Genomic DNA, 23,848 nt, shown 5'->3' with positions numbered 1-23,848 from the left:
ATGGGGAGCGCTCCCCGCCGCCCGCGCGTCGCTCAGCTCGCCGCGCGCTCCTCGCGGACCCGCTGACCGACGACGGCGGAGACGCCGTCCTGGCGCATCGAGACACCGTAGAGGGCGTCGGCGATCTCCATGGTGCGCTTCTGGTGCGTGATGACGATGAGCTGGGACGCCTCGCGGAGCGACTCGAAGGTGGTCAGCAGCCGGCCGAGGTTCGCGTCGTCGAGCGCCGCCTCGACCTCGTCCATGATGTAGAACGGGCTGGGGCGCGCCTTGAAGATCGCCATCAGCAGTGCGACCGCGGCGAGCGAGCGCTCACCGCCGGAGAGCAGCGACAGCCGCTCGATCTTCTTGCCGGCCGGCTTCACGCTGACCTCGATGCCCGTGCTCAGCAGGTCGTCGGGGTTCGTGAGGAAGATGCTGCCCGTGCCGCCGGGGAACAGCACCGGGAACACCTCGGTGAAGGCGTCCCTGGTGTCCTCGAACGCGGCGCGGAAGATGGCCTCCATCTTGCCGTCGATCTCCTCGATGATCGTCAGCAGGTCCTTGCGGGTGTTCGCGAGGTCGGTGAGCTGCTCGGTGAGGAACTGGTGGCGCTGCTCGAGCGCCGCGAACTCCTCGAGCGCGAGCGGGTTCACCCGGCCGAGCTGGGCGAGCTTCCGCTCCGCCTGCGCGAGCCGCCGCTGCTGCACCTCGCGCGAGTACGGGGTGGCTTCACCGTCCTCGGTCTCCGGAGGCACCTCCTGCTCCGGGCCGTACTCGGCGACGAGCACCTCTTCGGTGAGCCCGAGCTCGGACTCCGCTCGCTCGGCGAGCGAGGCCGCGTGCAGCTTCTTCTCGTAGATCCGCAGTTCGAGGCCGTGGACGTCCTCGGTGACCGACTGCAGGCGCTCGCGCACCTGGGACTCCTCGCGACGCACAGCCTGCAGCTGCTCGTTGCGGCTCGCCCGCTCGGCCTCGGCCCGGCCGAGCGCGACGCGAGCCTCGGCGACGGAGGCGTCGACGGAGGCGAGCGCGGCGGGCAGCGCCTCGGCGACCCGGCTCGCCGCCTCGAGCTGGGCCCGACGGATGACGGCGCGCCGGGCTGCCTCGACCGCCTGCTGCTGCTCGGTGTCGAACTGGCGCTCGAGCTGGGCGATGCGAGCCTCCTCGGAGCGCACCCGCTCGCGGATCGTCTCCACCGCGAGCTTGGCCTCGACCTCGCGTTCGCGCGCGGCGTCGAGCGCTGCGACGGCACCGTCGCGCATCGAAGCGTCGAGCACGGGCCTAGGCACCGCGCGCGCCGCCTCGTGCGCCGCCTTGGCCGCCTCGGCGGCGGTCTCGGCCTCGCCGACGCGCCCCTCGGCGCTCGCCGCCGCCTGGCGCAGGCGATCGAGCTCGGCGTCGGCCGCCTCGAGCTGCACCCGGGCCCGGTTGAGCCGTTCGGTACGCTGGGCGAGCTGGGCGTCGAACTCACGGAGCGCGGTCAGCGCCTGCTTGGAGACCTGCTTCGCCTGCTCGTGCGCGGTGCGCTCCTCGGCCAGGGCGGTGCGGCTGCGCTCGAGCGCCCCGCGCAGCTCGTCGAGGGCGTTCTGGGCCTCGTCTCGCTCGGCGACGAGCTCGATGCGGCTCTGCTTGCGGCCGGAGCCGCCGCGCAGCACGAAGCGGCCGACGACGGTCCCGTCGCGGGTGATCACCGTCACCAGGCGATCGAGCTTCGCGAGCGCGGGCTCCGCGGCGCGCACCGCGTCGAGGTCGTCGGCGACGAGCACTTCCGCGAGCAATGCACGCACGCCAGACGGCGCCGTGACGACCTCGGCGGCCGGCGTGAGCCCCGGCACGTCCGGCGGCGCGGCGGCGGCCGGGACGCCGCCCGCGTCGGCGAGGGTGATCGACACGCGCCCGAGATCGCCGTCCGCCGCCGCGGCGACGGCGCGGAACGCGGCATCCCGGTCGTCCACCAGCACGGAGTCGGCGAGCGAGCCGAGCGCCGCGGCGATCGCGGCCTCGAAGCCGGAGCGCACCTGCATGCCCTCGGCCAGCAGGCCACGCACACCCGGCACACCGGCGGCGACGAGAGCGGCCGAGCCGTCGCGCTGATCGAGGGCGAGCGAGAGCGCCTGGGTGCGCGCCTGCAGGGCGCCCTGCTCGCGCTCGAGCCCGTGCAGCTCCTCCCGGAGGCGCTCGATCTCGGCCTCGGATTCGAACACCGCCGCCTGGGCGAGCTCGTACGCCTCGTCGAGATCGGTCTCGCCGGCGTCGTCGCTCTCGGCCTGCTGCTCGGCCTCGGCGAGCGCGGCGGCGGCCGCGGTGCGGCGGGCGTCGGCCGCCTCGAGGGCATTGCCGTGCCGGAGGACTTCGCCGCGGGCGGAGGCGAGCTTCGACGCGGCCGCGTCGGCCTGACCGGCGAGCTTGGAGAGCTCGAGGTCGTAGGCGGAGACGAGTGCGCTCTGCTTCGCGATCTCGGCGTCGACCTCGTCGAGCGCCGCGCGGGCGACCCCCGTGGCCTCGTGCGCGAGGTCGAGCTCGGCGGCCGCCGTGCCGATGCCGTCGCGGAGCGCTTCGAGGGCGTCGATGGCGTGCACGATGTCCTGCCGGCTGACGGTCGGCGCCGTCTCCTGCGTCTCGCTCTGCCCGCCGAGCAGGGCGATCCGCTGGCGGGCGAGCGTGTCGACGGCGCGGAGGGCGCTCTGCGCCTGCTCGAGCTCGAAGCCGAGCGAGCGCGCCCGATCGACCTCGTCGCCCTCGAAGGTCTGCTCGAGCGCGGTGACCCTGGCCTGGTGCTGCTCGAGCTTCTCCTGCAGGACGAGCCGTTCGGCGTGCCGCTCGTGCTCGCTGCGGCCGTGCTCCTCGAGGGCGCGGCGCAGGCCGGTCAGTTCGTCGGCGAGGAGCCGAGCCTTTGCGTCGCGGACGACGGCGGCGATGCCTGCCGCCTCGCGCGCGACCTCGGCCTGGCGGCCGAGCGGTTTCAGCTGCCGGCGGATCTCGCCCGCGAGGTCGGAGAGCCTCGTGAGATTGGTCTGCATCGCCTCGAGCTTGCGGAGGGTCTTCTCCTTGCGCCGACGGTGCTTCAGGATGCCCGCCGCCTCCTCGATGAAGCCCCGGCGGTCCTCGGGGCTGGCGTGCAGCACCGAGTCGAGGCGGCCCTGGCCGACGATGACGTGCATCTCCCGACCGAGCCCGGAGTCGCTCAGCAGTTCCTGCACGTCGAGGAGCCGGCACTGCTCGCCGTTGATGGCGTACTCCGACTGCCCGCTGCGGAACAGGGTGCGCGAGATCGTGACCTCGCTGTACTCGATCGGCAAGGCGCCGTCGGCGTTGTCGATCGTGAGGCTCACCTCGGCGCGGCCGAGCGGGCCGCGGGTCGAGGTGCCCGCGAAGATGACGTCCTCCATCTTGCCGCCGCGGAGGGTCTTGGCCCCCTGCTCGCCCATCACCCAGGCGAGGGCGTCGACGACGTTGGACTTGCCGGAGCCGTTGGGCCCGACGATGCAGGTCACCCCGGGCTCGAAGGCGAAGCTCGTGGGCTGGGCGAAGGACTTGAAGCCTTTGAGCGTGAGGCTCTTGAGGTACACGTCCCACCTTCCTGCTCCGGGCGCTGCGGACTACCGTAGCCGAGTTCTCCCGCGCGGGCGCGGCGGAACGCCGCAGGATGCCGGACAGGCGCGGGCCCGCTCGCGGCCGCCCCGTACGCTGAAGGGCATGGAGATCCGTCAGATCCCGGTCCCCGAGCGCCTCGGCGTCCCCGCCGCCCGCGAGTTCGAGCAGGCGGCGCTACTGCTCGCGGCGATCGAGCACGAGACGTGGGGCGACGACGACTTCGCCCTCAGCGCGGCGGAGCTGCTCGCCGCGGCGCGCGGCACGCACCTGCGTCGGGTGGCGTTCGGCGCCTGGGAGGGCGATGAGCTCCTCGGCCGTTCGTCCGCGGTGTGGGACGAGGACCCGGAGGCCGAGTCCGCCGAGGTGCACGTCGTGGTCGCCGCGCGGCACCGCCGTCGCGGCATCGGCCGCGCGCTCCTCGAGGTGGCGGAGCGCGCGGCGCTCGATGCCGGCAAGCTCGCCCTCGACTCCTTCTCCGACCACCCCGAGGCGAGCCTCCCCGGACCGGGCGACGGGCTCAGGGCGCCCGCCGAGACGGCCGGCGACGCCGAGATCCCCGCGAACTCGGCCGCGGCCGGCTTCGCCGCCGCCACCGGCTACGAGCTCGGCCAGATCGAGCGGGTGAGCCTGCTGGACACGGCCGGCCGCGCCACGGAGCTGCAGGCGCAGCTCGGCGCGGTCGAGGCATCCGCGGCGGACGCCGGCTACCGCGTGGTGGCCTGGCGGGATGCCGCGCCGGATTCGCTCGTCGACGCGTACGCCGCGGCCCGCGAGCACATGAGCCGCGACATCCCGGCCGGGGCGCTGCAGATCGACGCGGAGCGTTGGGATCGCGCCCGCGTGCGCGCCTGGGAGTCGGAGCTCCTCTCGGGCGGCACGACGCTGCTGAGCTGCGCCGTCGTCGACGCGGGCGGCGACGTCGCCGGCTACACCGTGCTCGAGCTGCCGCCCGGTCGCCCCGTCGCCTACCAGGACGACACGATCGTGCTCGGCCCCCACCGCGGCCACCGGCTCGGCCTGCTGCTGAAGCTCGCGAACCTCGTCGCACTGCACGAGGCGGCGCCCGAGCGCACCCGGGTGCACACCTGGAACGCCGACGAGAACGCGCACATGCTGCGCATCAACCTCGGACTCGGCTTCCGGCCGTACGGGCTGTCGGCCGTGTGGGAGCGGCGGGTGGCAGCAGACCGCCGTCCCACGTCGCTCAGCTGACGCGCGGCAGAGCCGGCGGACGCGGCCGGGCCCCTGGGTAGAGTTGCGGGCGTGACCGGAGCCCCCGATGACCCCGAGCTGATCGCCGCAGGCAACCCTGCCACTCCCCCGCAACAGCTGGCCGACATCGCGACCCGGCGTCACGATCTCCACGCCTTCATCCTCGCCAACCCGAGCACGTACCCCCGGCTGCGTCAGTGGATCGCCGAGGTGAACCCCGGCTCAGCGCAGACGCAGATCACCGCGCCGTCCGCCTTCGGTCTTCCGCCCCACGCCGGCGCGCCGCACCGGAGTGGTCCGGCCGCGCCACCGGTCGCACCGCGCCGCACGGGACTCGGCTGGATCTTCGCCGGCTGCGGGTGCGTGACCCTCGTCGCGGTCATCGTGATCGCCGCCGTGGCGATCACCGGGCTCGCCACCTCTGTCGCAGCGGGTGGAGGGTCAGGCGGGACCGGTCCCACCGCCTCGACGTTCGAGGACCAGCTCGCCGTCATCCGTACCGAGAGCGCGGAGTACGAGAGGCTCGCAGCCCAGCTCGACGGGAATCCCGTCGCTCCCCTGGTCACGCAGCCCGCCAGGTTCCAACGGCTCCAGGCCGATGTGGGAGCACTCGAGGCGAGCACAGCCCTCGAGACGGTGAGAGCGGCGCAAGCACGGCTGCTCGCCGAGCGCGCAGCGCAATACCGCTCCGATCTGCAGGGCCGCATCACGGCCGCGGAGGGTCGTCGCGCGAACGCATCTGGGACCGACGAGGAGCAGCTCGTCGACAGCGCGGGGAACGGCTTCATCGACATCCAGTGGAATGCGGACTCGAAGTGCAGCGCGTCGAAGAACCCGGAGCGCACCACGGCGGGCTGCGTGACCAACACGCCGGAGCAGCTGATCGTGCACGTCCTCCCGCGGGAGCACCGACTCGGCGGCGGCGAGGCCGCCCGACTCACCACGCTGCACGAACTGGCGCACCTGTACCAGAGCATCGACGCGGCGACCACCGCCGGCGGCGAGGATGGGCCGGCGATGAAGCTGAAGAACGCGGGGCTGTTCCAGGGCAGCAGCGAGGTCATGTCGGATTGCTACGCGCTGAGCTACCTCGGCCTGCAGTCCCTCACCGTCGGAGACGCCACGCTCGGGTACGGCTATGTCTGCACCGACGCCGAGCGGCAGGCGATCCGGGACTGGGCGAAGGAGATCCACGCCCCGATGCCGGGCTGAGCAGCGCGGTCAGCGCAGCCGCTGACAGCGCGGACAGAAGTGCGAGCTGCGGTTCATGAACGGCTCCCGCACCATGAGCGTGCCGCAGCGCGGGCAGGCCTTGCCCTCGCGCCCGTACGCGTTCAGCGAGTGCGCGAAGTACCCCGAGGCGCCGTTCACGTTGACGTACTGGGCGTCGAAGCTCGTGCCGCCCTCGGCGAGGGCCTTCTGCAGCACCCCGCGCACGGCCTCGAGCAGCTCGCGGGCCCGGCGCGCGCTCACACTCGACGCCGGCTGCTCGCCGTGCAGGCGCACCGCCCAGAGCGACTCGTCGGCGTAGATGTTGCCGATGCCGCTCACCAGGGTCTGGTCGAGCAGCACCCGCTTGACGGCGGAGTGCCGCTTCGCGAACGCCGCGAGGAAGGCCCGCTCGTCGAAGGCCGGATCAAGGGGGTCGCGCGCGATGTGCGCGACCTGGCTGGGGACGTAGCCCGCCCACTCCCCCGTGACCTCGGCTGAGAATCCGGCGGGGCGGCCGTCGGGCGTCGGCGCCATGCGGTCGATCGCCATCGAGCCGAAGATGCGCTGGTCGACGAAGTCGACGCGGAGCTCGCCGTGCGCCTCGTGCTCCAGATGGATGCGGATGCGGGCGTGCGCGTCGCCGCCGGGATGGTCGGGAGTGCGCAGCAGCACCTGACCGCTCATGCCGAGATGGGCGACGAGCGCGCGCGGGGCGGCGGGAGCGTCTGACGCCTGAGTCCGCCCGGCCGGTTCCCCGGGCAGGATCGGCAGCCAGAGGAACTTGCCGCGGCGGACCGCGGCGGCGAAGCGGGTGCCGACGAGTCCGCGCTCGAAGTCGCCGCTCGCCGGGTCGTGGCGCTTCAGCGAACGCTGGTCGAGCACCTCGACCCCGGTGACGAGGGCGCCGGTGACGGCGGGGGCGAGGCCGGCGCGGACGACCTCGACCTCGGGAAGCTCGGGCACCTCAGCTCGCGTTCAGCGAGGTCCAGGCCTCGAGCGCCGCGGCCATCTCGGCCTGCTTCTTGCTCGATCCTTCGCCGGATGCCCGGACGAGTTCGCCGACGGACACGGTGGCGAGGAAGTGCTTGCTGTGATCGGGGCCGCTCTCGGCCACTTCGTACACGGGCGGCGGGGCGCCGAGGCGGGCCGCGGCCTCCTGCAGACTCGTCTTCGGGTCCATCGCCGCACCGAAGCGAGCGGGGTCGCTCATGAGGGGGCTGACGAGGCGGAGCACGAGCGCCGTCGCCGCGTCGTCGCCGGCGTCGAGGTAGGTCGCGCCGATGATGGCCTCGACCGTGTCGGCGAGGATCGACGGCTTGTCGGCGCCGCCGGTCATCGTCTCACCGCGGCCGAGCCGGATGAACGGACCGAGCCCGATCGCGCGGCCGACCTCTGCGAGCGCGGCGCTCGAGACGAGGCTCGCCCGGCGCTTGGCCAGCTCGCCCTCGTCGAGCTCGGGGTGATCGCGGAACAACCGCACCGTGACGGCCTGCCCGAGGATCGAGTCGCCGAGGAACTCGAGTCGCTCGTTCGTCGGGATGCCGCCGTTCTCGTACGCGAACGACCGGTGCGTGAGCGCGAGCAGCAGCAGCTCGGGGTCGATCTCGATCTGCAGCGTCTCCTGGAGCGCTACGAGGTCTCGATCCGCAGGTCCCGTCTGCCGCGCGCGCGCCACGACCGGTCGTTCGGAGTCCGAGGGCCGACTAGACGTCGGCGACCTTCCGGCCCTTGTACTCGAGGAAGAGCGGGGTGCCCGCCGAGTCCTCGACCACGCGTGCGCGGTGCGGGAGGCTGTAGGTCACCTTGCCGTTCTCGACGGTCTTGACGAGCGTGGGGACCTCGGCCTTCCACTGCGAACGGCGCGCGTGGGTGTTGGCGCGTGACTTCTTCCGCTTGGGAACAGCCATGTCTCTCTCTCAATCTCTCTCAGAATCAGCACTGCCCTCGGCAGCGCCCTGGTCTTCGGAAGCCTCGAACCCCGCGAGCGCGGCCCATCGCGGGTCGCGCTGCTCGGGGGTGACGAGTTCCGGATGATCAGCCAGACGCTGCCCGGTCACAGGGTCGAGACCCGGGCAATCAGGCCGGCACACCGGCTGGAAGGGCAGTGCCAGCACCACCGCATCTCGGATGAGCGGTTCAAGATCCACGTGGTCGTCTTGAACCTCATACTCGAAAGCTTCCCCAGAATGATACGCGAAAAGCTCCTGGAACTCGACTTCGACCGGCAGGGCGATGTCGATGAGGCACCGGCTGCACTCCCCCTCGGCCACCGCGTCGAGCTCGACGCTCGCGAGAATCCCCTCGTGCACGGACTCGAGTCGGACGTCGAGCTCGAGTTCGGAGCCCTCGCGGACGGCGACCAGGCCCTCGCCGAGCTGGGCGGGGGCGGCGAGATCGAGCTCGACCTCGCGCATCTCGCCCGGGCGGTGCATGAGGTCGCGCACGGTGATGCGGTACGGGGAATCGTGATGGGCCACGATCGGCCATTCTACGCGCGCGCAGCCGCCCGCCGGCCCGCCCGCGCCGTATCGAGCAACGACGCCGGCAGCAGCCGGGCGCGCCACCGGGCGACGGGCGACGCGACGGCGCGCAGCGCGGCGACGAGCTCGACGAGCGCTTCCTCGGACGCCGGCGCCGCGGTCCCGGGCGGACCGTACCTGGCTCGCTCGACCGAATCCCGCAGCGCGTGCAGCGCCCTGCGCGCCCCCTCGTCGACGCCGCCCAGCTCGTCGAGCAGTGCCTCGGCGGCCTCGCGCGGGGTCAGTGCGTCGTCGGCCCCGGCGGGGAACCCGAGGTCGCTCGCGGTGGCCATGGCCTCCCGCCACGCGGCATCCGCCCCGCGATCGCCGCGGCGGATCCGGCGCACGCGCACCCGACGCACCCAGCTCCGAACGGCCGCCGGCAGGAGCAGGAGTACCACGAGCGCGAGGGCGACGAGCGGCCAGACCGCCGGGTCGTTCGTCGCCGCGGACGTCCGGCCGCCCGAGAGCTGCCGCTCCGGGTCGAGATCGGGCCGGGCGCCGGGCGTGGGTGCCGGCGTCCCCGGCACGCGCTCGGGCGCCGGGGCGGTCTCGCTCGCGCCGGGGCGGGAGTAGTCGGGCACCGTTCCGCGGCCGGGCGTCGGCTCGAAGGGCACCCAGCCGACGCCCTGGAAGTAGAGCTCGGGCCAGGCGTGCAGGTCCTGGCTGTCGACCTGGACCACGGAGACGTTCTCGACGCGCTTCGTCGTGGGCGTGCCCGCGGTGTAGCCGACGGAGATGCGCGAGGGGATGCCGAGCTCCCGGGCGAGGACGGCCATCGTCGAGGCGAAGTGCACGCAGTACCCCTCGCGCTGCTCCAGGAACTCCGCGATCACGTCGAGCCCGCCGCCGTCGTACCCCTCCTCGACGGGCGCCTCCACCGAGTAGCTGAAGTCCGCGCCGCGCAGATACTCCTGGATGGCGACGGCCCGGTCGTAGGCGGTACCTCCGCGCGCCCCCAGCTCCCCGGCGAGTTCGCGGATCGACGCGGGGACGTCCTCGGGGAGCGCGGTGAACTCCTGGATCGACTCGGGGATGCGGTCCCCCGCGGCACGGAGCTGCTCGGCGGTGGGCTCGATCTCGAGCATGGTCGCCCGGTACTGCTGCCCGCTCGTGTCGCTGTCGGCGCTGCGCACGGCGAGGGAGCCGCGATCCCAGAACCAGGAGCCGTCGAGCCCCTCGACCGAGGCGACCGGGTACGGCAGCGGCAGCCAGGTGGTGCGCAGCTGCTGCACCGTGACGTCGATGGGGTGCTGCGAGCGGGCCACTTCGTCGCCGAGACCCGTCGGGGTGGGGAACTCCGCGACCGCGTTGTCGCCGTCGATGCGGCGCTCGCCGGGGCCCCAGACCTCGCCGTCGAAACGATCGATCGTGAGCAGCCGGAAGTACGGCCGGTCGCCATCGCGCGCGACGTAGCTGAAGGCAGGCACCGCGTCCGGCCGGCGCAGGTCGCGCCCGAGGTCGAGGAACGGGCTCACGCCGCGCGCGAACAGCGCCCCCTGGCCCCCGGTGCCGAGCAGCAGGCTCGTCGAGACGCTCGGGGTGGAGGCGGTGAGCAGCGAGGCGGCGACGAGCCCGGCGGCGGCGAGCCCGACGGTCGGCAGCAGGGTCGATCCGATCGGCATGCGCTGCGGCGCCGTGATGCGCACCTCGTCGTCGTCGTGCTGGGCGAGCGCGGCGCGGCGCCGCACCCGCACGTCCACGCGCAGCAGGAGGAGGAACGCGGCGGCCGCGAGCACGAGCGTGCCGACCTCCGCGCCGTCCTCGATGAGGAATCCGGGCACCAGGATCGGCACCATCGCCGGGGCCGCGGCCAGCGCCGGGAGCCTGAGCGTGTGCACGGCGAGGTCGACCGCGACGGCGAGCAGTCCGGTCCCGAGCGCGAGCGCGAAGGCCAGCGGCGGGACGACCACGGCCGGGACCGACTGCTGCTGGATGGTCCGTTGCGCCCCGCCCAGGAGCTCCCCGAAGAGGCCGAAGGTGTCGGCGGTGGGGATCAGGAGGAGGAACGAGCTCGCCCCGCCGAAGAAGAGGGTCAGCACCAGCAGGAGGACGCCGAGCTCCCCCACCGGCACGAGGGAGGCGGGGACGCGGATGGCCCGGAGGCCAGCCCCGCCGAAGAGCACCGCGGCCGCGGTGGCGGCGCAGAGCCACCACCAGCCGGCCCCGGCGAGCAAGGGGCCCAGCGCCATTACCGCGCTCACGAGCAGCAGGAAGGCGGATCCGCTCAGCGCCACCGACTGCAAACGGCTGAGCGGGGCCCGGTCACGGCGCATCGCGCTCACCCGCCAGGAACTCGTCCCACGTCGTCTCGCGGGCGGCCGGCGGCACCGGCATCCGCCCGGGACCGAACGCGGTCGTCAGCTCGGCGGCGCGACGGATGCGGACCACCCGCCAATCCGCCCGTTCGAGGGCATCGACCGAGCGTTCCGCCACCGTCGGCAGCACCACGGCGACCGCCGGGGCGAAGGCGGGACGGAGTGCGGCGAGTTCGGCCAGCCGTTCCTCGGTCGGCCGGACGAGGACCGCGAATCCCGGCATGGGTGCGCGTCGGTCCCGCGTGGCGGTGAGTCGTGCCGCGCCGCCGGCGCGCTCGTCGCGGGCGGGGCGCGCACCGCCGTGCTCCCGCCGGCGCGACGCACCGGGTGCGGGGATCCGGGCGAGGTCCTCGAGGAGCACGGCGGCCCCGCCGCCAGGTTCCCGGTACTCGCCCCGCCCCGGCGCGCCCTCCTCGAGCGGGTCGAGCCGCAGCCGGTATCCGCGGTCCAGCAGGTGGATGCCGATCGACGCGGCGACCTCCACGGCGAGCTCGAACTCGAAGTCCGGCGCGTCCCCGCGATGCGCGTCGTCGCCCCGGCTGCGCGGCGCCGAGTCGAGGAGGAGTCGCGCCTCCGCGTCGCCCCGCTGCTCCTCCTCGCGCACCATCAGCTCGCCGCGCCTCGCCGTCGCCGCCCAGTTCACCCGCCGGAGCGGATCCCCGTAGCGGTACTCGCGAGCGATCAACTCGTCGGAATTGGGGTGGGTGCGCCGCTGCAGACCGTGCCGGGTGCCGTCCACGGACGCCGTCCGGGCGACAGCCCCGTCGATCGCCGTGACCCGCGGCGTCACCAGCAGCTCGCGCTCCCCGCCGACCGCGCGCCGCATCACGGCGAGCCCGAACGGGTCGCCGAGCGAGAGCTGCAGCGGGCCGACGGGGTACGCACCGCGCCGCGGGGTGCGGAGCAGGTAGTCGAGCCGGACGGTGTCGTCGCCGCTCGGCAGCGTCCGCTCCCACGGTCCGACGCCGGGGAGGATCTCCTCCCCCGGTGCGAGCAGGGGCGCCGGCGCCTCGTCGCGCCACCTCGCCCCGTCGAACGGTCGCCGAGAACGGTTCTGCACGGTGAGCCGCACCCGCGTCGACCCGCCCGCCGCCACCGTGGCGGGCGCGAAGACGCGGGTCACCGCGAGCTTCGGCATCCGCAGCGCCGCGTAGCAGAGCCCGACGACGGGCATCGCGATCGCGACGAAGGCGAGCAGCAGCACGTCGCGGAGATCGAACCGGAGGCTCACGCCGGCGAGCACCGCGCCGATCACGACGAGCGCCGTGCCGCGCCGCGTCAGCCGCGGGACGGTGCGCGGCTGACGGCGGGTGGATGCCGGCACGGCTAGTCCCTTCGCGCGCTGCCGATCGGCACCGGCGTGTCGGCGACGATGCGGCGGACCACCGCGTCGATGAGCGGCCCGCTGTCGTGGTCGTGCGAGCCGAGCGCCCGGCTCGTCGGCACCAGGCGGTGGGCGAGCACCGGCACGGCGAGCGCGTCGATGTCGTCCGGGAGCACGAAGTCCCGGCCGTGCATCGCGGCGTGCGCCTTGGCGGCGCGGACGAGCTGCAGCGTCGCCCGCGGGCTGGCGCCGAGTCGCAGCTGCCGGTCGTCGCGCGTGGCGCGGGCGAGCTCGACCGCGTACTCCTTGACCGGTGCGGAGGTGAACACCCGCGACACCGTGCGGATCATGCCCTGCAGCTCCTCCAGCCCGACGACGGGGTCGACGAGCTCGATCGGACTCGCCGTCTCGCGGGTCGACAGCATCGCGAGCTCGTCGGCCTGCGCCGGATATCCCATCGAGATGCGCGCCATGAAGCGGTCGCGCTGCGCCTCGGGCAACGGGTAGGTGCCCTCCATCTCGACCGGGTTCTGCGTCGCGACGACGACGAAGGGGCGGCCGAGGCGGTGGGTCACGCCGTCCGCGGTGACCTGGTGCTCCTCCATGCACTCGAGGAGGGCCGACTGCGTCTTCGGGCTGGCGCGGTTGATCTCGTCGCCGATGACGAGGTTCGCGAACACCGGGCCCGGCTTGAAGGTGAAGCTGCGGGAGGACTGGTCGAACACCGAGACGCCCGTCACGTCGCTCGGCAGGAGGTCCGGGGTGAACTGGATGCGGCTCACGGTGAGATCGACGGAGCGCGCGAGCGAGCGCGCCAGCATCGTCTTGCCGACGCCCGGCACGTCCTCGATCAGCAGGTGCCCCTCGGCGAGGAGCACGGTGAGCGCGGCGACCACGGCGTCGCGCTTGCCGCTGATGACCGTCTCGACGTTCTCCACGATGGCCGCGGCGCGGGCGCCGACCTCGTCGATGCCGGGATCAGGCATCCCCGTCATGGTCGCAGCGCCCGCCTCGCTCACGGCGTCATCGCCGCCGCGAGGTAGTCCGCGACGGAGGCGGGCACGTAGGGCCCGACGTCGCCGCCGAGGGAGGCGACCTGCCGCACGAGCGAGCTCGACACGTGGGCGTTCGCCGGATCCGGCAGGAGGAAGACGGTCTCCACGCCGGCGAGGTGGCGGTTCACGATCGCCATCGGCGTCTCGTAGGCCACGTCGAGCTGGGAGCGGATGCCCTTGACGAGCACGCTCGCCCCGACATCGGTGCAGTAGTCGACGAGCAGCCCCATGCTCCAGCTCGCCACGACGATGTCGCCCTGGATGCCCGCGTCGGAGATCGACTGCTCGATGAGCGAGACGCGCTGCGCGATGGGGAGGAGGGCGCTCTTGTCGGGGTTGTGCACCACGACCACGTGGACTTGGTCGTACAGCCCGGCGGCACGCCCGATGACATCGAGATGTCCGAGGGTGACGGGGTCGAACGAGCCGGGAACGACGGCGATCCGCTGCATGGCTCCAGCGTAGTGCCCGGCGGAGCCGCCGAGCCGGCCGCCTCAGCTCTTGCTCAGGAACTCGCTCGCCTCGTCGTCGAGCCGCCGGCGCACGGCCTCCGCGAGCGCCGGGTGCCCGGCGAGGCCCGGGTCGGCCGCGAGGACCTCGGCGGCGTGGCCGCGTGCCTCGCCGATCAGCTCGGCGTCGCGCACCACCCGCAGCAGCTTCAGCGAGGAGCGCCCGCCCGACTGCCGCGCGCCCAGCACGTCGCCCTCCTGGCGGAGCTCTAGGTCGACCTGGGCGAGCTCGAAGCCGTCGAGCGTCGCCGCGACCGCCTCGACGCGCTGCAGCGCGACCGAGCCGGGGACCGCCCGGGTCACCAGGAGGCACAGCCCCGGCACCCCGCCGCGACCGACGCGACCGCGCAGCTGATGGAGCTGCGAGACGCCGAAGCGATCGGCGTCCACGACGACCATGGCGCTCGCGTTCGGGACATCGACGCCGACCTCGATCACCGTGGTGGCGACGAGCACGTCGATGTCGCCCGCGGCGAAGGCGCGCATCACGCGGTCCTTCTCGTCGGCGGCCATGCGGCCGTGCAGCGGCTCGATGCGGGCCGAGCCCAGCTGCGGATGCTCCCGCAGCTCGGCGAGGGTCGCGAGGACGGTGGCCGCCGGCGCGGCGTCCGTCTCGGCGGGCTCGAGCGGCTCGCCGTCGTCCTCCGTCTGCTTCTGGTCGATCGCCGGGCAGACGACGAACGCCTGCCGCCCCTGGGCGAGCTCCTCGGCGAGCCGTTCCCAGATGCGGGACCGCCAGGCCGGACGGATGGCGAGCGGCACCACCTGCGAGGTGATGCCGGCGCGACCGGCGGGCAGCTGCCGGATGGTCGAGACGTCGAGATCGCCGAATACCGTCATCGCCACCGTGCGCGGGATCGGGGTGGCCGTGAGCACGAGCACGTGCGGCGCCGTGCGGCCCTTCAGGCGCAGCGCCTCGCGCTGCTCGACACCGAAGCGGTGCTGCTCGTCGACCACGACCAGGCCGAGGTCGGCGAAGGTCACCCGGTCGCCCATGAGCGCGTGGGTGCCGACGACGATGCGGGCCTGGCCCGCGGCGACCCTGAGCAGCGCCTTGCGCCGCTCGGCGGCCGGCAGCTGGCCAGTGACGAGCGTCGGGATGAGCTCGGCGGAGAGCTCGGGGCCGAGCACCTTCGCGATGGAACGCACGTGCTGGGCGGCGAGCACCTCCGTGGGGGCGAGCAGCGCCGCCTGCCCGCCCGTGTCGGCCACCGCGAGCATCGCCCGCAGCGCGACGAGGGTCTTGCCCGAGCCGACCTCGCCCTGGACGAGCCGGTTCATCGGCGCGGCGCTCGCGAGGTCCTCGGCGATCTCGCGACCGACCTCGTGCTGGTCCTCGGTGAGTTCGAAGCCGAGCGCCGCGTCGAAGCGTTCGAGCAGCCCGCCCGGTTTCGGCCGGCGCTCGATCGCCGCGTGCGAGCGCAGCGCCGCCCGACGCTGCAGCAGCGCGGTCTGCAGGACGAAGGCCTCGGTGAAGCGCAGCGTGCGCCGCGCCCCCTTCCAATCGCCCTCGGTCGAGGGCCGGTGGATCAGCTCGAGCGCCCGGCGGTGCCCTTCGAGCCCGCGCGCCTCGCGCACCTCGGCGGGCAGCGGGTCGTCGACGCGGCCGAGGCCGTCGAGCACGAGCGCCATCGACTTCGCGAGCTGCCAGCTGGCGATCGTCGAGGTCGCCGGGTAGATCGGGATCGGCGCCTGCGCCCAGCGCACCGCTTCGGCCTCGTCGACGGTGCGCGGGGTCTGCTCGTCGAAGAGCTCGTAGTCGGGATGGGCGAGCTGCCTGGCGCCCTTGTACGAGCCGACCTTGCCGGCGAAGATGCCCCGCCGGCCCGGCTGCAGCTCGTTCTGCCGCCACGACTGGTTGAAGAACGTCAGGATGAGCACGCCGTTGCCGTCGGAGATCTTCGCCTCGACGATCGAGCCGCGGCGCTGCCGCATGGGCCGCTCGCGGACCTCGAGCACCTCGGCCACGATCGTCACGTTCTCGTCGAGCGGCAGCGAATCGAGCGCCGTCAGTTCGCCGCGCATCGCGTAGCGGCGCGGGTAGTGCGAGAGGAACTCGCCGACGGTGCGGTAGCCGAACGCGCGCTCGACGGCCTGCGCCGTGCGCGAGCCGAGCGCCGTCGCGAGCTTCGACTCCAGGGCGAAGGAGCCGGGCTCCACACTCGGCTCGGCTGCGGCGACGGTCATGCCTCGATCGTAGGCCGTACCCCCGTCAGCGCCTCGATCTCGGCCGTCACGAACGGATCGTCGGGGCGCTCGGCGTCGAGCGCGCGCTGGATGGCCAGCGCCTCCTCGGTGCGCCCCAGCGTGCGCAGCGCCCGGGCCATCGACCAGCGCGCGACCCGCAGCTGCTCGGCGCTGCCGTACTGCTCGGCGGCTTCGGCGGCGAGGGTGAAGTGGTGCAGTGCGGCGACCGGGTCGTCGGCGTCGTGCTTCGTCCAGCCGAGGTTGTTGTGCAGCGCGATGCCCCAGCGCAGCACGCGGGGGTCGCGGGAGCCGGCGAGCACGTCGAAGCCCTCCGCGGCCCACTCCTCCTCGTGTCCCCCGTCGGTCAGCGCGAGCATGTGCAGACCGTCGAGCACCAGGAAGGCGGCGCCCGCGGCGGCGGCCTCTCGGACGGCACGGGTGAGCTCCGGCAGCGCGTCCTCCGGGCGGCCCGCGGCCGCGTGCAGTCGCCCGCGCTCGAGCGCGACGCGGGCGCGCAGCTCGGCGGCTTCCGGCCCGGACTCGGATCCGGGAGCCGCGGCGGCCACCCCGTCGAGCACCGCGAGGGCCTCCTCGGTGCGGCCCTGCAGCCCCACCGCCCGGGCGAGCTGCGCCGCCATCACGGCGCGCTTGTGCGGGCTGCGCTCGGGATCCGCGGATGCCGCGCGGAACCGCTCCTCGCTGGCCACCGGATCGGCGAAGTCCCACAGCCGATCGATCTCGCGCTGCTGCGTGCCCCGGTGCTCGGACGAATTGGCTGAACGTTCGGTCGATTCCTCCACGGCACCATCATGACAGCGCGACCCCCGAACGGGCGACCCCTTGACGACGGATGACGAGCCCGTCCCGGGGCCGCCGCCGCTAAGCTGCCTGGAGCATGACGCGCATCATCGCCGGCTTCGCCGGCTCCCAGACCCTCGCCGTCCCCCGCTCGGGCACCCGGCCGACGAGCGACCGCGTGCGCGAGGCGATCTTCTCCGCGCTGGAGGCGCGGGACGCCATCGACGGAGCCCGCGTGCTCGACCTCTACGCCGGGTCCGGGGCCCTGGGCCTGGAGGCCGCGAGCCGCGGTGCCGCCGAGGTCGTGCTCGTGGAGCGCGCGAAGCCCGCCGCGGACATCTGCCGCAGGAACGCCGACGCCGTGCGCCGTGCGGCGCCCCGCGGCGCCGCTCCGAACGTCCGGGTCGCTCAGCGCAGCGTCGCGGCCTTCCTCGAGCCCGGCGCGGCGCCCGGTCCCTGGGACCTCGTCTTCATCGACCCGCCGTACGAGCTGGGCGAGCCGGAGCTCGCCCGCGAGCTCGCCGCGCTCGCCCCGGTGCTCGCCGAGGGCGCGCTCGTGGTCGTCGAGCGCAGTTCGCGCTCCCCCGAACCTGCCTGGCCCACGGGGATCGAGCCCGAACGTCGCCGCGACTACGGCGAGACGACGCTGTGGTGGGCCGTGGCCGAGGATCAGCCCGCGCGCCCGTCCCAGCCCGAGTAGGGGTCCCAGCCCAGCGCCGCCACGGGCTCGCCGTCGAGCGTCAGCCGGCCGTGGCCGTCGACCACGCGTCCGATCCGCTCGAAGGGGGCCGGCAGCGCGGTGCCCGGCGGGAAGGTCGCGAGCAGCCCGTGGTCCTCAGCCCCCGCGAGGGCGAGCCTGGGGTCGGCTCCCAGTGCGGCGGCGTCGAAGTCGAGGCCGACGCCGCTCGCCACTGCGACGCGCCGCGCGTCGCGGGCGAGGCCGTCGGACACGTCGAGCATGGCGGTGGCGCCGGCCGCCGCCGCGGCGACGCCCGCGAAGACGGGCGGCCGCGGGGCGAGCTGCGCGGCGAGGAGCTCCGGCTCGCGCCGGCGCAGCTCGGCGGCGAGCGAGGCATCCGGCTCCCCCGAGCCGTCCCGCGCCTCGCCGAACAGCAGCGCCAGCCCGCGCGCCGCATCGCCCCTGGTGCCCGCGTGCGCCAGCACGTCGCCGACGCGGGCCCCCGAGCGCAGGACCGGCGTGCGCCCCTCGAGGTCGCCGAAGGCGGTCACCGCGAGCGTCAGCACGGTCGAGACGGAGAGGTCCCCGCCGACGACGCCGGCCCCGGGGGCGAGGCACGCGAGCGCCTCGCGGAGGCCGTCGGCGATGCCCTCCAGCACGGCGACGTCGAGCTCCGGCGGGGCCGCGATCGCGACCGTCAGCGCCGTCGGGCGCGCCCCCATCGCGGCGACATCGGTGAGGTTCGTCGCCGCCGCCTTCCAGCCGAGCTCGTACGGCGTCGACCAGGCGAGCCGGAAATCGGGCCCGTGCACCATGAGGTCGGTCGTGACGACGAAGCGGCCGTCGGCGGCGGCGACCACCGCGGCGTCGTCGCCCGCGCCGAGCAGCGCGGACTCCCCGGGCGCGAGCCTCGGCAGCACCCTGGCCAGCACCGCGTCCTCGCCGAGCCGTCCGATCGAGGTCGCGGCGCTCAGAGCGTCTTCCATGGCTCCCACGCTAGCCTGGCCTGGATGTCTCTCCGCTCCGCCCGGCTCCGCCGCGCCCTGCGCGCCGCAGCCGTGACCGCCCCCGCCGCCCTGCTGCTCGCCGCCTGCGCCCCGATCGTGCCCTTCGACCCCGCCCCCGAGGCCTCGGACGCCGACTGCGCCTCGCTCGTGGTCCGCCTGCCGGACACCGTCGCCGAGCTGCCGAAGCGGGAGACGAACGCACAGGGCACCGGAGCCTGGGGCGAGCCGGCCTCGGTCCTGCTCCGCTGCGGCGTGCCCGTGCCCGGGCCGACGACCGACCGCTGCGTGAGCGTCGACGGCATCGATTGGATCATCGACGAGTCCGACGCCCCGCGCTACCTGTTCACCACGTACGGCCGCACGCCGGCCGTCGAGGTGCTCGTGGACAACGACGTCGTCGGCGGCACCACGGCGATCGCCGACCTCTCGAACGCCGTCGGCGTCATCCCCGCCGACGGCGGCTGCACCTCGGTCGACGACCTCAGCGAGGTGCCCAGCGAGGGCTGAGCCGTCCGCTCAGCGCGCGCCGCGCGCGTGCCCGACCTCGATGAGGCGGGTGATGAGCTCGGGATAGCTGAGCCCCGAGTTCAGCCAGCACGTCGGGAACATCGAGATCGGGGTGAAGCCGGGCATCGTGTTCACCTCGTTCACGACGTAGCCCTCGTCGGTCAGGAAGACGTCGACCCGAGCGAGCCCCTCGGCGCCGAGCGCCTCGAAGGCGCGCCGTGCGACGCGCTGCAGCTCGAACAGCTCGCCGTCGCCCAGATCGGCCGGACAGACGAGCTCGACGCCGGGGGCGTCGAGGTACTTCGCCTCGAAGTCGTAGAAGTCGCGGCCGGAGACGATGACCTCGCCGGCGACGCTGACGCCGACCTCGCCGGGCTCAGGTCCCTCGAGCACCGCGATCTCGATCTCCCGCCCGGACACGGCGGACTCGACGAGCACGCTGCGGTCCTCGGCGAACGCGACATCGAGCGCGGCGTCGAGCCCGGACCAGTCGCTCACCTTCGTGACGCCCACGGAGCTGCCGGCGCGGGCCGGCTTCACGAACACGGGCAGACCGAGCGCCTGCACCCGTCGCTGCCACAGCACCGGATCGGCGTCGAGCGCCGCACGGGTGAGCGTCACCCAGGGGGCGACCTGGATGCCGGCGCCCTCGAGCAGGGTCTTCGTCGCGTGCTTGTCCATGCCGGCCGCGGAGGCGAGGACGCCGTTGCCGACGTAGGGCAGGCCGAGCAGCTCGAGCAGGCCCTGGATCGTGCCGTCCTCACCGAAGCGGCCGTGCAGGATCGGGAACACCACGTCGACGTCGCCGAGCGAGCGCGTGTCCGAGCCGCCGTCCGCGGACGCGGTCGTGACTCGCAGTTCGCGCGAGACGGCGCTCTCGGGCCAGCTCACCCGGGTGCCGTTGTCGACGACCTCGGGCAGCTGCGCCGGGTCGAGAGCGAAGCGCGCCGGATCATCCGACTCGAGCACGAACGCTCCGTCGCGGGTGATCCCGACCGGGATCACCTCGAAGCGGTCACGATCGATCGCCCCCAGCACTCCCCCCGCCGTAGCGCAGCTGATCGAGTGCTCGCTTGAACGCCCGCCGAAGAGCAGAACCACCCTGAGCTTGTCCATCGTTCGTCCTTTCGCCCTGGGGCTCGTCGTCGGTCGTGAGGTGCGGGGCGATGTCGCGCGGAGCCAGCGTGCCGGCGAGCACCTGGCGCACCTGCTCGACGATGGGCATCGCGACGCCCTTCGCCTTCGCCAGCTCGAGGATCGGGCCGACCGAGGCCAAGCCCTCCGTCGTCTGCTGCATGCGCTCGACGACGTCCTTCAGGTGGTAGCCCTGCCCGAGCAGCCGACCCGCGGTGTTGTTGCGCGACAGCGGCGACTGGCACGTGGCGATGAGGTCGCCGAGTCCCGCGAGGCCGGAGAGCGTCTCCGGCTGCGCGCCGTACGCGACCGAGAAGTCCGTCATCTCGACGAGGCCGCGCGTGAGGATGGAGGCCTTCGTGTTCTCGCCGTAGCCGGCGCCGTCGACGATGCCGATCGCCACCGCGATGAGGTTCTTCAGCACGCCGCCGAACTCGGTGCCCGGCACGTCGGTGTTCACGAAGGAGTGGAAGTAGCGGTTGCGCGACACCGAGGCGACGGCCTGCGCCGTCTCCAGGCTCGAGGAGGAGACGACGGCCGCCGTCGGCTGCTCCTTCGCGATCTCGAGCGCGAGGTTCGGGCCCGAGATGACCGCGATGCGCGATTCGTCGATCGGCAGCACCTCGGCGATGACCTGGCTCATGCGCAGGCCGCTCGCCTTCTCGACGCCCTTCATCAGCGAGACGACGATGGCCTCGGCGTGGAGGTGGGGCGTGATGGCCTCGAGGTTGTCGCGGAGCGACTGGCTCGGCACCGAGATGTACACCTGCTCGGCCCCGGCCAGGGCCAGGTCGAGCCGGCTGGTCGAGCGGAGCCCCCGCGGCAGGTTGATGCCGGGGAGGTAGTCGCTGTTGCGCTGCGCCTCCTGGATCTCGCGCGCGAGCTCGGGCCGCCGGGCCCAGAGCATGACGTCGGCGCCGCCGTCGGCGAGGATCTTCGCGAAGGTCGTGCCCCAGCTGCCCGCCCCGAGCACCGCGACGCGCGTGCCGTGGGGCTTGCGGGGGCCGCTCCTAGTCTTCAATTCGGCCCGTCTCCTTCTGACCGTGCACGACGGGGTCCCAGCGCTCGGCGGGCGCCGGCTCGCCGCGCAGCTCGGCGAGCAGCTCCGCGATCGCATCCATCAGATCGGCGGTGGCCGCGACCATCGTCGCCTGGTCGAGCGGCCGGCCGCGGTAGGGGGTGAGATCGACGGGCTCGCCGATGGCGACGTCGATCGTCTTGCGCGGGAACAGGCTCAGCTTCTTGCCGTAGCGGGGCATGAGGGCCTGCGTGCCCCAGTGGGCCGCGGGGACGAGCGGGATGCCGCGCTCGAGCGCGATGCGGACCGCGCCCGTCTTGCCCCGCATGGGCCAGAGCTCGGGGTCGCGGGTGAGCGAGCCCTCGGGGTAGACGATGACCATCCGCCCCTTCTCGACGAGCTCCTCGGCGGCGCGGAGGGCGTCGTGCCCACGGCTGCCGCTGCGCTCGACCGGGATCTGGCCCGAGGCGCGGAGCGCCCAGCCGACGACGGGGACCTTGAAGAGCGAGGCCTTCGCCAGGAAGCGCGGGGCGCGCCCGAGCTTCCAGCTCGCGGCGCCCATCACGACCGGGTCGATCTCGCTGTAGTGGTTCGGCGCGAGCACGAAGGCGCCCGACTGCGGCATCCGCTCCCGGTGGTGGAAGCGGAACTTCACGCCGAGGTTGATGATCGGCAGGATGACCGCCGCGAGGAACCAGAAGAAGGAGGGCCGCCGGGTCTCGGACCGCGGCTTCGCCCCCGCCGTGGGCGGGTCGCTCACCGGCTTCGATTCACCCGCGCCGTCGTCGTTCGCCACCTGGCCGTTCACCCTTCGAGTTCGAAGTCCGCCCCGAGCAGCTCGAGCTTCCCGATGAAGTTCTCGTAGCCGCGGGCGATGATGCCGACGTTCGACACGGTCGATCGGCCCTCGGCCGTCAGCGCCGCGATGAGGTGGCTGAACCCGCCGCGCAGGTCGGGCACCTCGATGTCGGCACCGGTCAGCTTCGCCGGGCCGGAGATGACGGCCGAGTGCTTGAAGTTGCGCTGGCCGAAGCGGCACGGCTTGCCGGTCAGGCATTCCTTGTGCACGTCGATCTTCGCGCCCATCTCGACGAGCGCGTCGACGAAGCCGAAGCGCTGCTCGTACACGGTCTCGTGCACGATCGAGACGCCCTTCGCCTTCGTCAGGGCGATGACGAGCGGCTGCTGCCAGTCGGTCATGAAGCCCGGGTGCACGTCGGTCTCGATGATCGTCGAGCTCAGCTCGCCGCCCGGGTGGAAGAACCGGATGCCGTCCTCGGCGATGTCGAACGCGCCGCCGACCTTGCGGAAGACGTTCAGGAACGTGAGCATCTCGGCCTGGCGGGCGCCGCCGACGAAGATGTCGCCCTCGGTCGCGAGGGCCGCCGCGGCCCAGCTCGCGGCCTCGTTGCGGTCGAAGAGCGCGCGGTGGCGGTAGCCGGAGAGCCGGTCGACCCCCTCGATGCGGATGACCCGGTCGGTGTCGACCGTGATGATCGCGCCCATCTTCTGCAGGATGTTGATGAGATCCATGATCTCGGGCTCGATCGCGGCGCCGGTGAGCTCGGTGATGCCGTCGGCGAGGGTCGCCGTCAGCAGCACCTGCTCGGTCGCGCCGACGCTCGGGTACGGCAGCTCGACCTTCGCGCCCTTCAGGCCGTTCGGGGCCGACATGCGGATCCCGCTCGGCAGCTTCTCGACGATGGCGCCGAAGTTGCGGAGCACCTCGAGGTGGTAGTCGATCGGGCGGTCGCCGATGCGGCATCCGCCGAGGTCGGGGATGAACGCCTCGCCGAGCCGGTGCAGGAGCGGCCCGCAGAACAGGATCGGGATGCGGCTCGACCCGGCGTGGGCGTCGATGTCGGCCATGTGCGCCTGGGCCACGCCGGACGGGTCGAGCACGAGCTCGCCGGGCTCCTCGCCCTCGGTGACGGTCACGCCGTGCACCTCGAGCAGGCCGCGGACGATGCGCACGTCGCTGATGTTCGGCACGTCCTTCAGCACGCTGGGCGTATCGCCGAGGATCGCCGCGACCATCGCCTTGGTGACGAGGTTCTTGGCGCCCTTCAGCTCGATGCGGCCGCGCAGCGGCTTGCCGCCGTTGATCGTGATCTTGTCGACCTCGAGTCCCACTGCGCTCCCGTGCTGCTTCGCGTCATCAACGAGTGTGTTCACTCAGTTCCCTGCTTCCGCCGGCTCCCGGATCGGGAGCGTTGTTGGCCGCCACGCCGCTCGATGCTGTTCGAACTCGGCGATGGCCTCTTCTTCGCGCAGAGTGAGCCCGATGTCGTCGAGTCCCTCCAACAGCCTCCACCGAGTGTAGTCGTCGATCTCGAACGGCACCGTGAGCTCACCTGCGCTCACCGTACGCTCAACGAGATCCACCGTGACCGGCATTCCCGGCTCGGCCTCGACGACCTCCCAGATGCGCTCGATGTCCTCGTAGGCGACGAGCGCGGCGAGCAGGCCCTGCTTGCCGGCGTTGCCGCGGAAGATGTCGCCGAAGCGGCTCGAGATGACGACCTGGAAACCGTAGTCGCGGAGCGCCCAGACGGCGTGCTCGCGGCTCGAACCGGTGCCGAAGTCGGGGCCCGCGACGAGCACGCTGGCGCCCTGGTAGGCGGGCTGGTTGAGGATGAACTCCGGGTCCTGGCGCCAGCCGTGGAACAGGGCGTCGTCGAAGCCGGTCTTCGTGACGCGCTTCAGGAACACCGCGGGGATGATCTGGTCGGTGTCGACGTTCGAGCGGCGCAGCGGGACGGCGACGCCGGTGACGGTGCTGATCTTCTCCAC

Annotated in this window: 21 protein-coding genes; 4 read left to right on the top strand and 17 right to left on the bottom strand. The window is 73.3% G+C overall.

Annotated elements, in window-relative coordinates; all coding sequences use genetic code 11:
* Positions 1-32 precede the first annotated feature (32 nt).
* Positions 33-3,551 (bottom strand): chromosome segregation protein SMC, encoded by a 3,519-nt coding sequence (gene smc, locus IEY71_RS08490; RefSeq protein WP_189084779.1) that lies wholly within the window; start codon positions 3,549-3,551, stop codon positions 33-35.
* A 127-nt stretch (positions 3,552-3,678) separates the two neighbouring features.
* Here smc and IEY71_RS08485 point away from each other — a divergent pair, with 127 nt between their 5' ends.
* Positions 3,679-4,788 carry a GNAT family N-acetyltransferase gene (locus IEY71_RS08485; protein ID WP_189084778.1) on the top strand — a complete coding sequence of 370 codons (1,110 nt, stop codon included), beginning with the start codon at positions 3,679-3,681 and terminating at the stop codon, positions 4,786-4,788.
* A gap of 51 nt (positions 4,789-4,839) precedes the next feature.
* Positions 4,840-6,000, top strand: a complete 1,161-nt coding sequence (locus IEY71_RS08480; protein ID WP_189084777.1) for a variant leucine-rich repeat-containing protein — start codon at positions 4,840-4,842, stop codon at positions 5,998-6,000.
* Between the two features lie 9 nt (positions 6,001-6,009).
* On the opposite strand, the gene mutM is transcribed toward IEY71_RS08480, so the two are convergent.
* The 10 genes from mutM to IEY71_RS08430 are packed head-to-tail and all read right to left on the bottom strand — an operon-like array spanning position 6,010 to position 16,712.
* Positions 6,010-6,963, bottom strand: coding sequence for a bifunctional DNA-formamidopyrimidine glycosylase/DNA-(apurinic or apyrimidinic site) lyase (mutM, locus tag IEY71_RS08475; RefSeq protein WP_189084776.1), 954 nt, complete (start codon positions 6,961-6,963; stop codon positions 6,010-6,012).
* Between the two features lies 1 nt (position 6,964).
* A complete protein-coding gene (gene rnc / locus IEY71_RS08470; protein ID WP_189084775.1) occupies positions 6,965-7,675 on the bottom strand; it encodes a ribonuclease III in 711 nt (236 codons plus the stop codon).
* 28 nt (positions 7,676-7,703) lie between these two features.
* Complete coding sequence (gene rpmF / locus IEY71_RS08465) at positions 7,704-7,907, bottom strand: 50S ribosomal protein L32 (protein WP_067950558.1); 204 nt, start codon at positions 7,905-7,907, stop codon at positions 7,704-7,706.
* A gap of 9 nt (positions 7,908-7,916) precedes the next feature.
* Positions 7,917-8,477: a YceD family protein gene (locus tag IEY71_RS08460; RefSeq protein ID WP_373292251.1), complete on the bottom strand. Its 561-nt coding sequence runs from the start codon at positions 8,475-8,477 to the stop codon at positions 7,917-7,919.
* 11 nt (positions 8,478-8,488) lie between these two features.
* On the bottom strand, positions 8,489-10,795 hold the full coding sequence (locus tag IEY71_RS08455) for a transglutaminaseTgpA domain-containing protein (protein ID WP_189084774.1): 2,307 nt from the start codon (positions 10,793-10,795) through the stop codon (positions 8,489-8,491).
* Positions 10,785-12,161: a DUF58 domain-containing protein gene (locus tag IEY71_RS08450; protein ID WP_189084773.1), complete on the bottom strand. Its 1,377-nt coding sequence runs from the start codon at positions 12,159-12,161 to the stop codon at positions 10,785-10,787. The genes IEY71_RS08455 and IEY71_RS08450 overlap by 11 nt, the downstream gene beginning before the upstream one ends.
* Before the next feature lie 2 nt (positions 12,162-12,163).
* Positions 12,164-13,147, bottom strand: coding sequence for an AAA family ATPase (locus IEY71_RS08445; protein WP_189084772.1), 984 nt, complete (start codon positions 13,145-13,147; stop codon positions 12,164-12,166).
* Between the two features lie 29 nt (positions 13,148-13,176).
* On the bottom strand, positions 13,177-13,668 hold the full coding sequence (coaD, locus tag IEY71_RS08440) for a pantetheine-phosphate adenylyltransferase (RefSeq protein ID WP_189084771.1): 492 nt from the start codon (positions 13,666-13,668) through the stop codon (positions 13,177-13,179).
* A 42-nt stretch (positions 13,669-13,710) separates the two neighbouring features.
* Positions 13,711-15,912: an ATP-dependent DNA helicase RecG gene (locus IEY71_RS08435; protein WP_189084770.1), complete on the bottom strand. Its 2,202-nt coding sequence runs from the start codon at positions 15,910-15,912 to the stop codon at positions 13,711-13,713.
* Positions 15,909-16,712 carry a tetratricopeptide repeat protein gene (locus IEY71_RS08430; RefSeq protein WP_189084769.1) on the bottom strand — a complete coding sequence of 268 codons (804 nt, stop codon included), beginning with the start codon at positions 16,710-16,712 and terminating at the stop codon, positions 15,909-15,911. Before IEY71_RS08430 ends, IEY71_RS08435 begins: the two co-directional genes overlap by 4 nt.
* A 95-nt stretch (positions 16,713-16,807) precedes the next feature.
* Between IEY71_RS08430 and rsmD the strand changes: the two genes are divergently transcribed.
* Positions 16,808-17,410, top strand: a complete 603-nt coding sequence (rsmD, locus tag IEY71_RS08425; protein ID WP_189084768.1) for a 16S rRNA (guanine(966)-N(2))-methyltransferase RsmD — start codon at positions 16,808-16,810, stop codon at positions 17,408-17,410.
* On the opposite strand, the gene thiL is transcribed toward rsmD, so the two are convergent.
* Entirely contained in the window at positions 17,380-18,375 is a 996-nt protein-coding gene (gene thiL / locus IEY71_RS08420; protein WP_189084767.1) for a thiamine-phosphate kinase, read from the bottom strand. The two genes, rsmD and thiL, sit on opposite strands and share 31 nt — an antisense overlap.
* Before the next feature lie 24 nt (positions 18,376-18,399).
* Here thiL and IEY71_RS08415 point away from each other — a divergent pair, with 24 nt between their 5' ends.
* Positions 18,400-18,903, top strand: a complete 504-nt coding sequence (locus IEY71_RS08415; RefSeq protein WP_189084766.1) for a DUF3515 domain-containing protein — start codon at positions 18,400-18,402, stop codon at positions 18,901-18,903.
* A 9-nt stretch (positions 18,904-18,912) separates the two neighbouring features.
* Here IEY71_RS08415 and IEY71_RS08410 read toward each other — a convergent pair whose 3' ends face one another.
* From IEY71_RS08410 to leuD, 5 genes are read right to left on the bottom strand one after another with little or no spacing between them, the layout of a single operon-like run.
* Positions 18,913-20,019: a D-alanine--D-alanine ligase family protein gene (locus IEY71_RS08410; RefSeq protein ID WP_189084765.1), complete on the bottom strand. Its 1,107-nt coding sequence runs from the start codon at positions 20,017-20,019 to the stop codon at positions 18,913-18,915.
* On the bottom strand, positions 19,919-21,010 hold the full coding sequence (locus IEY71_RS08405; RefSeq protein WP_372458615.1) for an NAD(P)H-dependent glycerol-3-phosphate dehydrogenase: 1,092 nt from the start codon (positions 21,008-21,010) through the stop codon (positions 19,919-19,921). Before IEY71_RS08405 ends, IEY71_RS08410 begins: the two co-directional genes overlap by 101 nt.
* 37 nt (positions 21,011-21,047) lie before the next feature.
* The gene (locus IEY71_RS08400; RefSeq protein WP_189085141.1) at positions 21,048-21,815 is read right to left on the bottom strand and encodes a lysophospholipid acyltransferase family protein; all 768 of its coding nucleotides are present in this window, start codon (positions 21,813-21,815) and stop codon (positions 21,048-21,050) included.
* A 44-nt stretch (positions 21,816-21,859) separates the two neighbouring features.
* Positions 21,860-23,230 (bottom strand): UDP-N-acetylglucosamine 1-carboxyvinyltransferase, encoded by a 1,371-nt coding sequence (gene murA, locus IEY71_RS08395; protein ID WP_189084763.1) that lies wholly within the window; start codon positions 23,228-23,230, stop codon positions 21,860-21,862.
* Positions 23,231-23,848, bottom strand: coding sequence for a 3-isopropylmalate dehydratase small subunit (gene leuD, locus IEY71_RS08390; protein WP_189084762.1), 618 nt, complete (start codon positions 23,846-23,848; stop codon positions 23,231-23,233). It abuts the gene before it with no gap.

It is taken from the genome of Agromyces mediolanus, from assembly GCF_014648575.1.
GTDB classification, from domain to species: Bacteria; Actinomycetota; Actinomycetes; order Actinomycetales; family Microbacteriaceae; genus Agromyces; species Agromyces mediolanus.
This window is presented reverse-complemented; position numbering and strand designations above follow the sequence as displayed.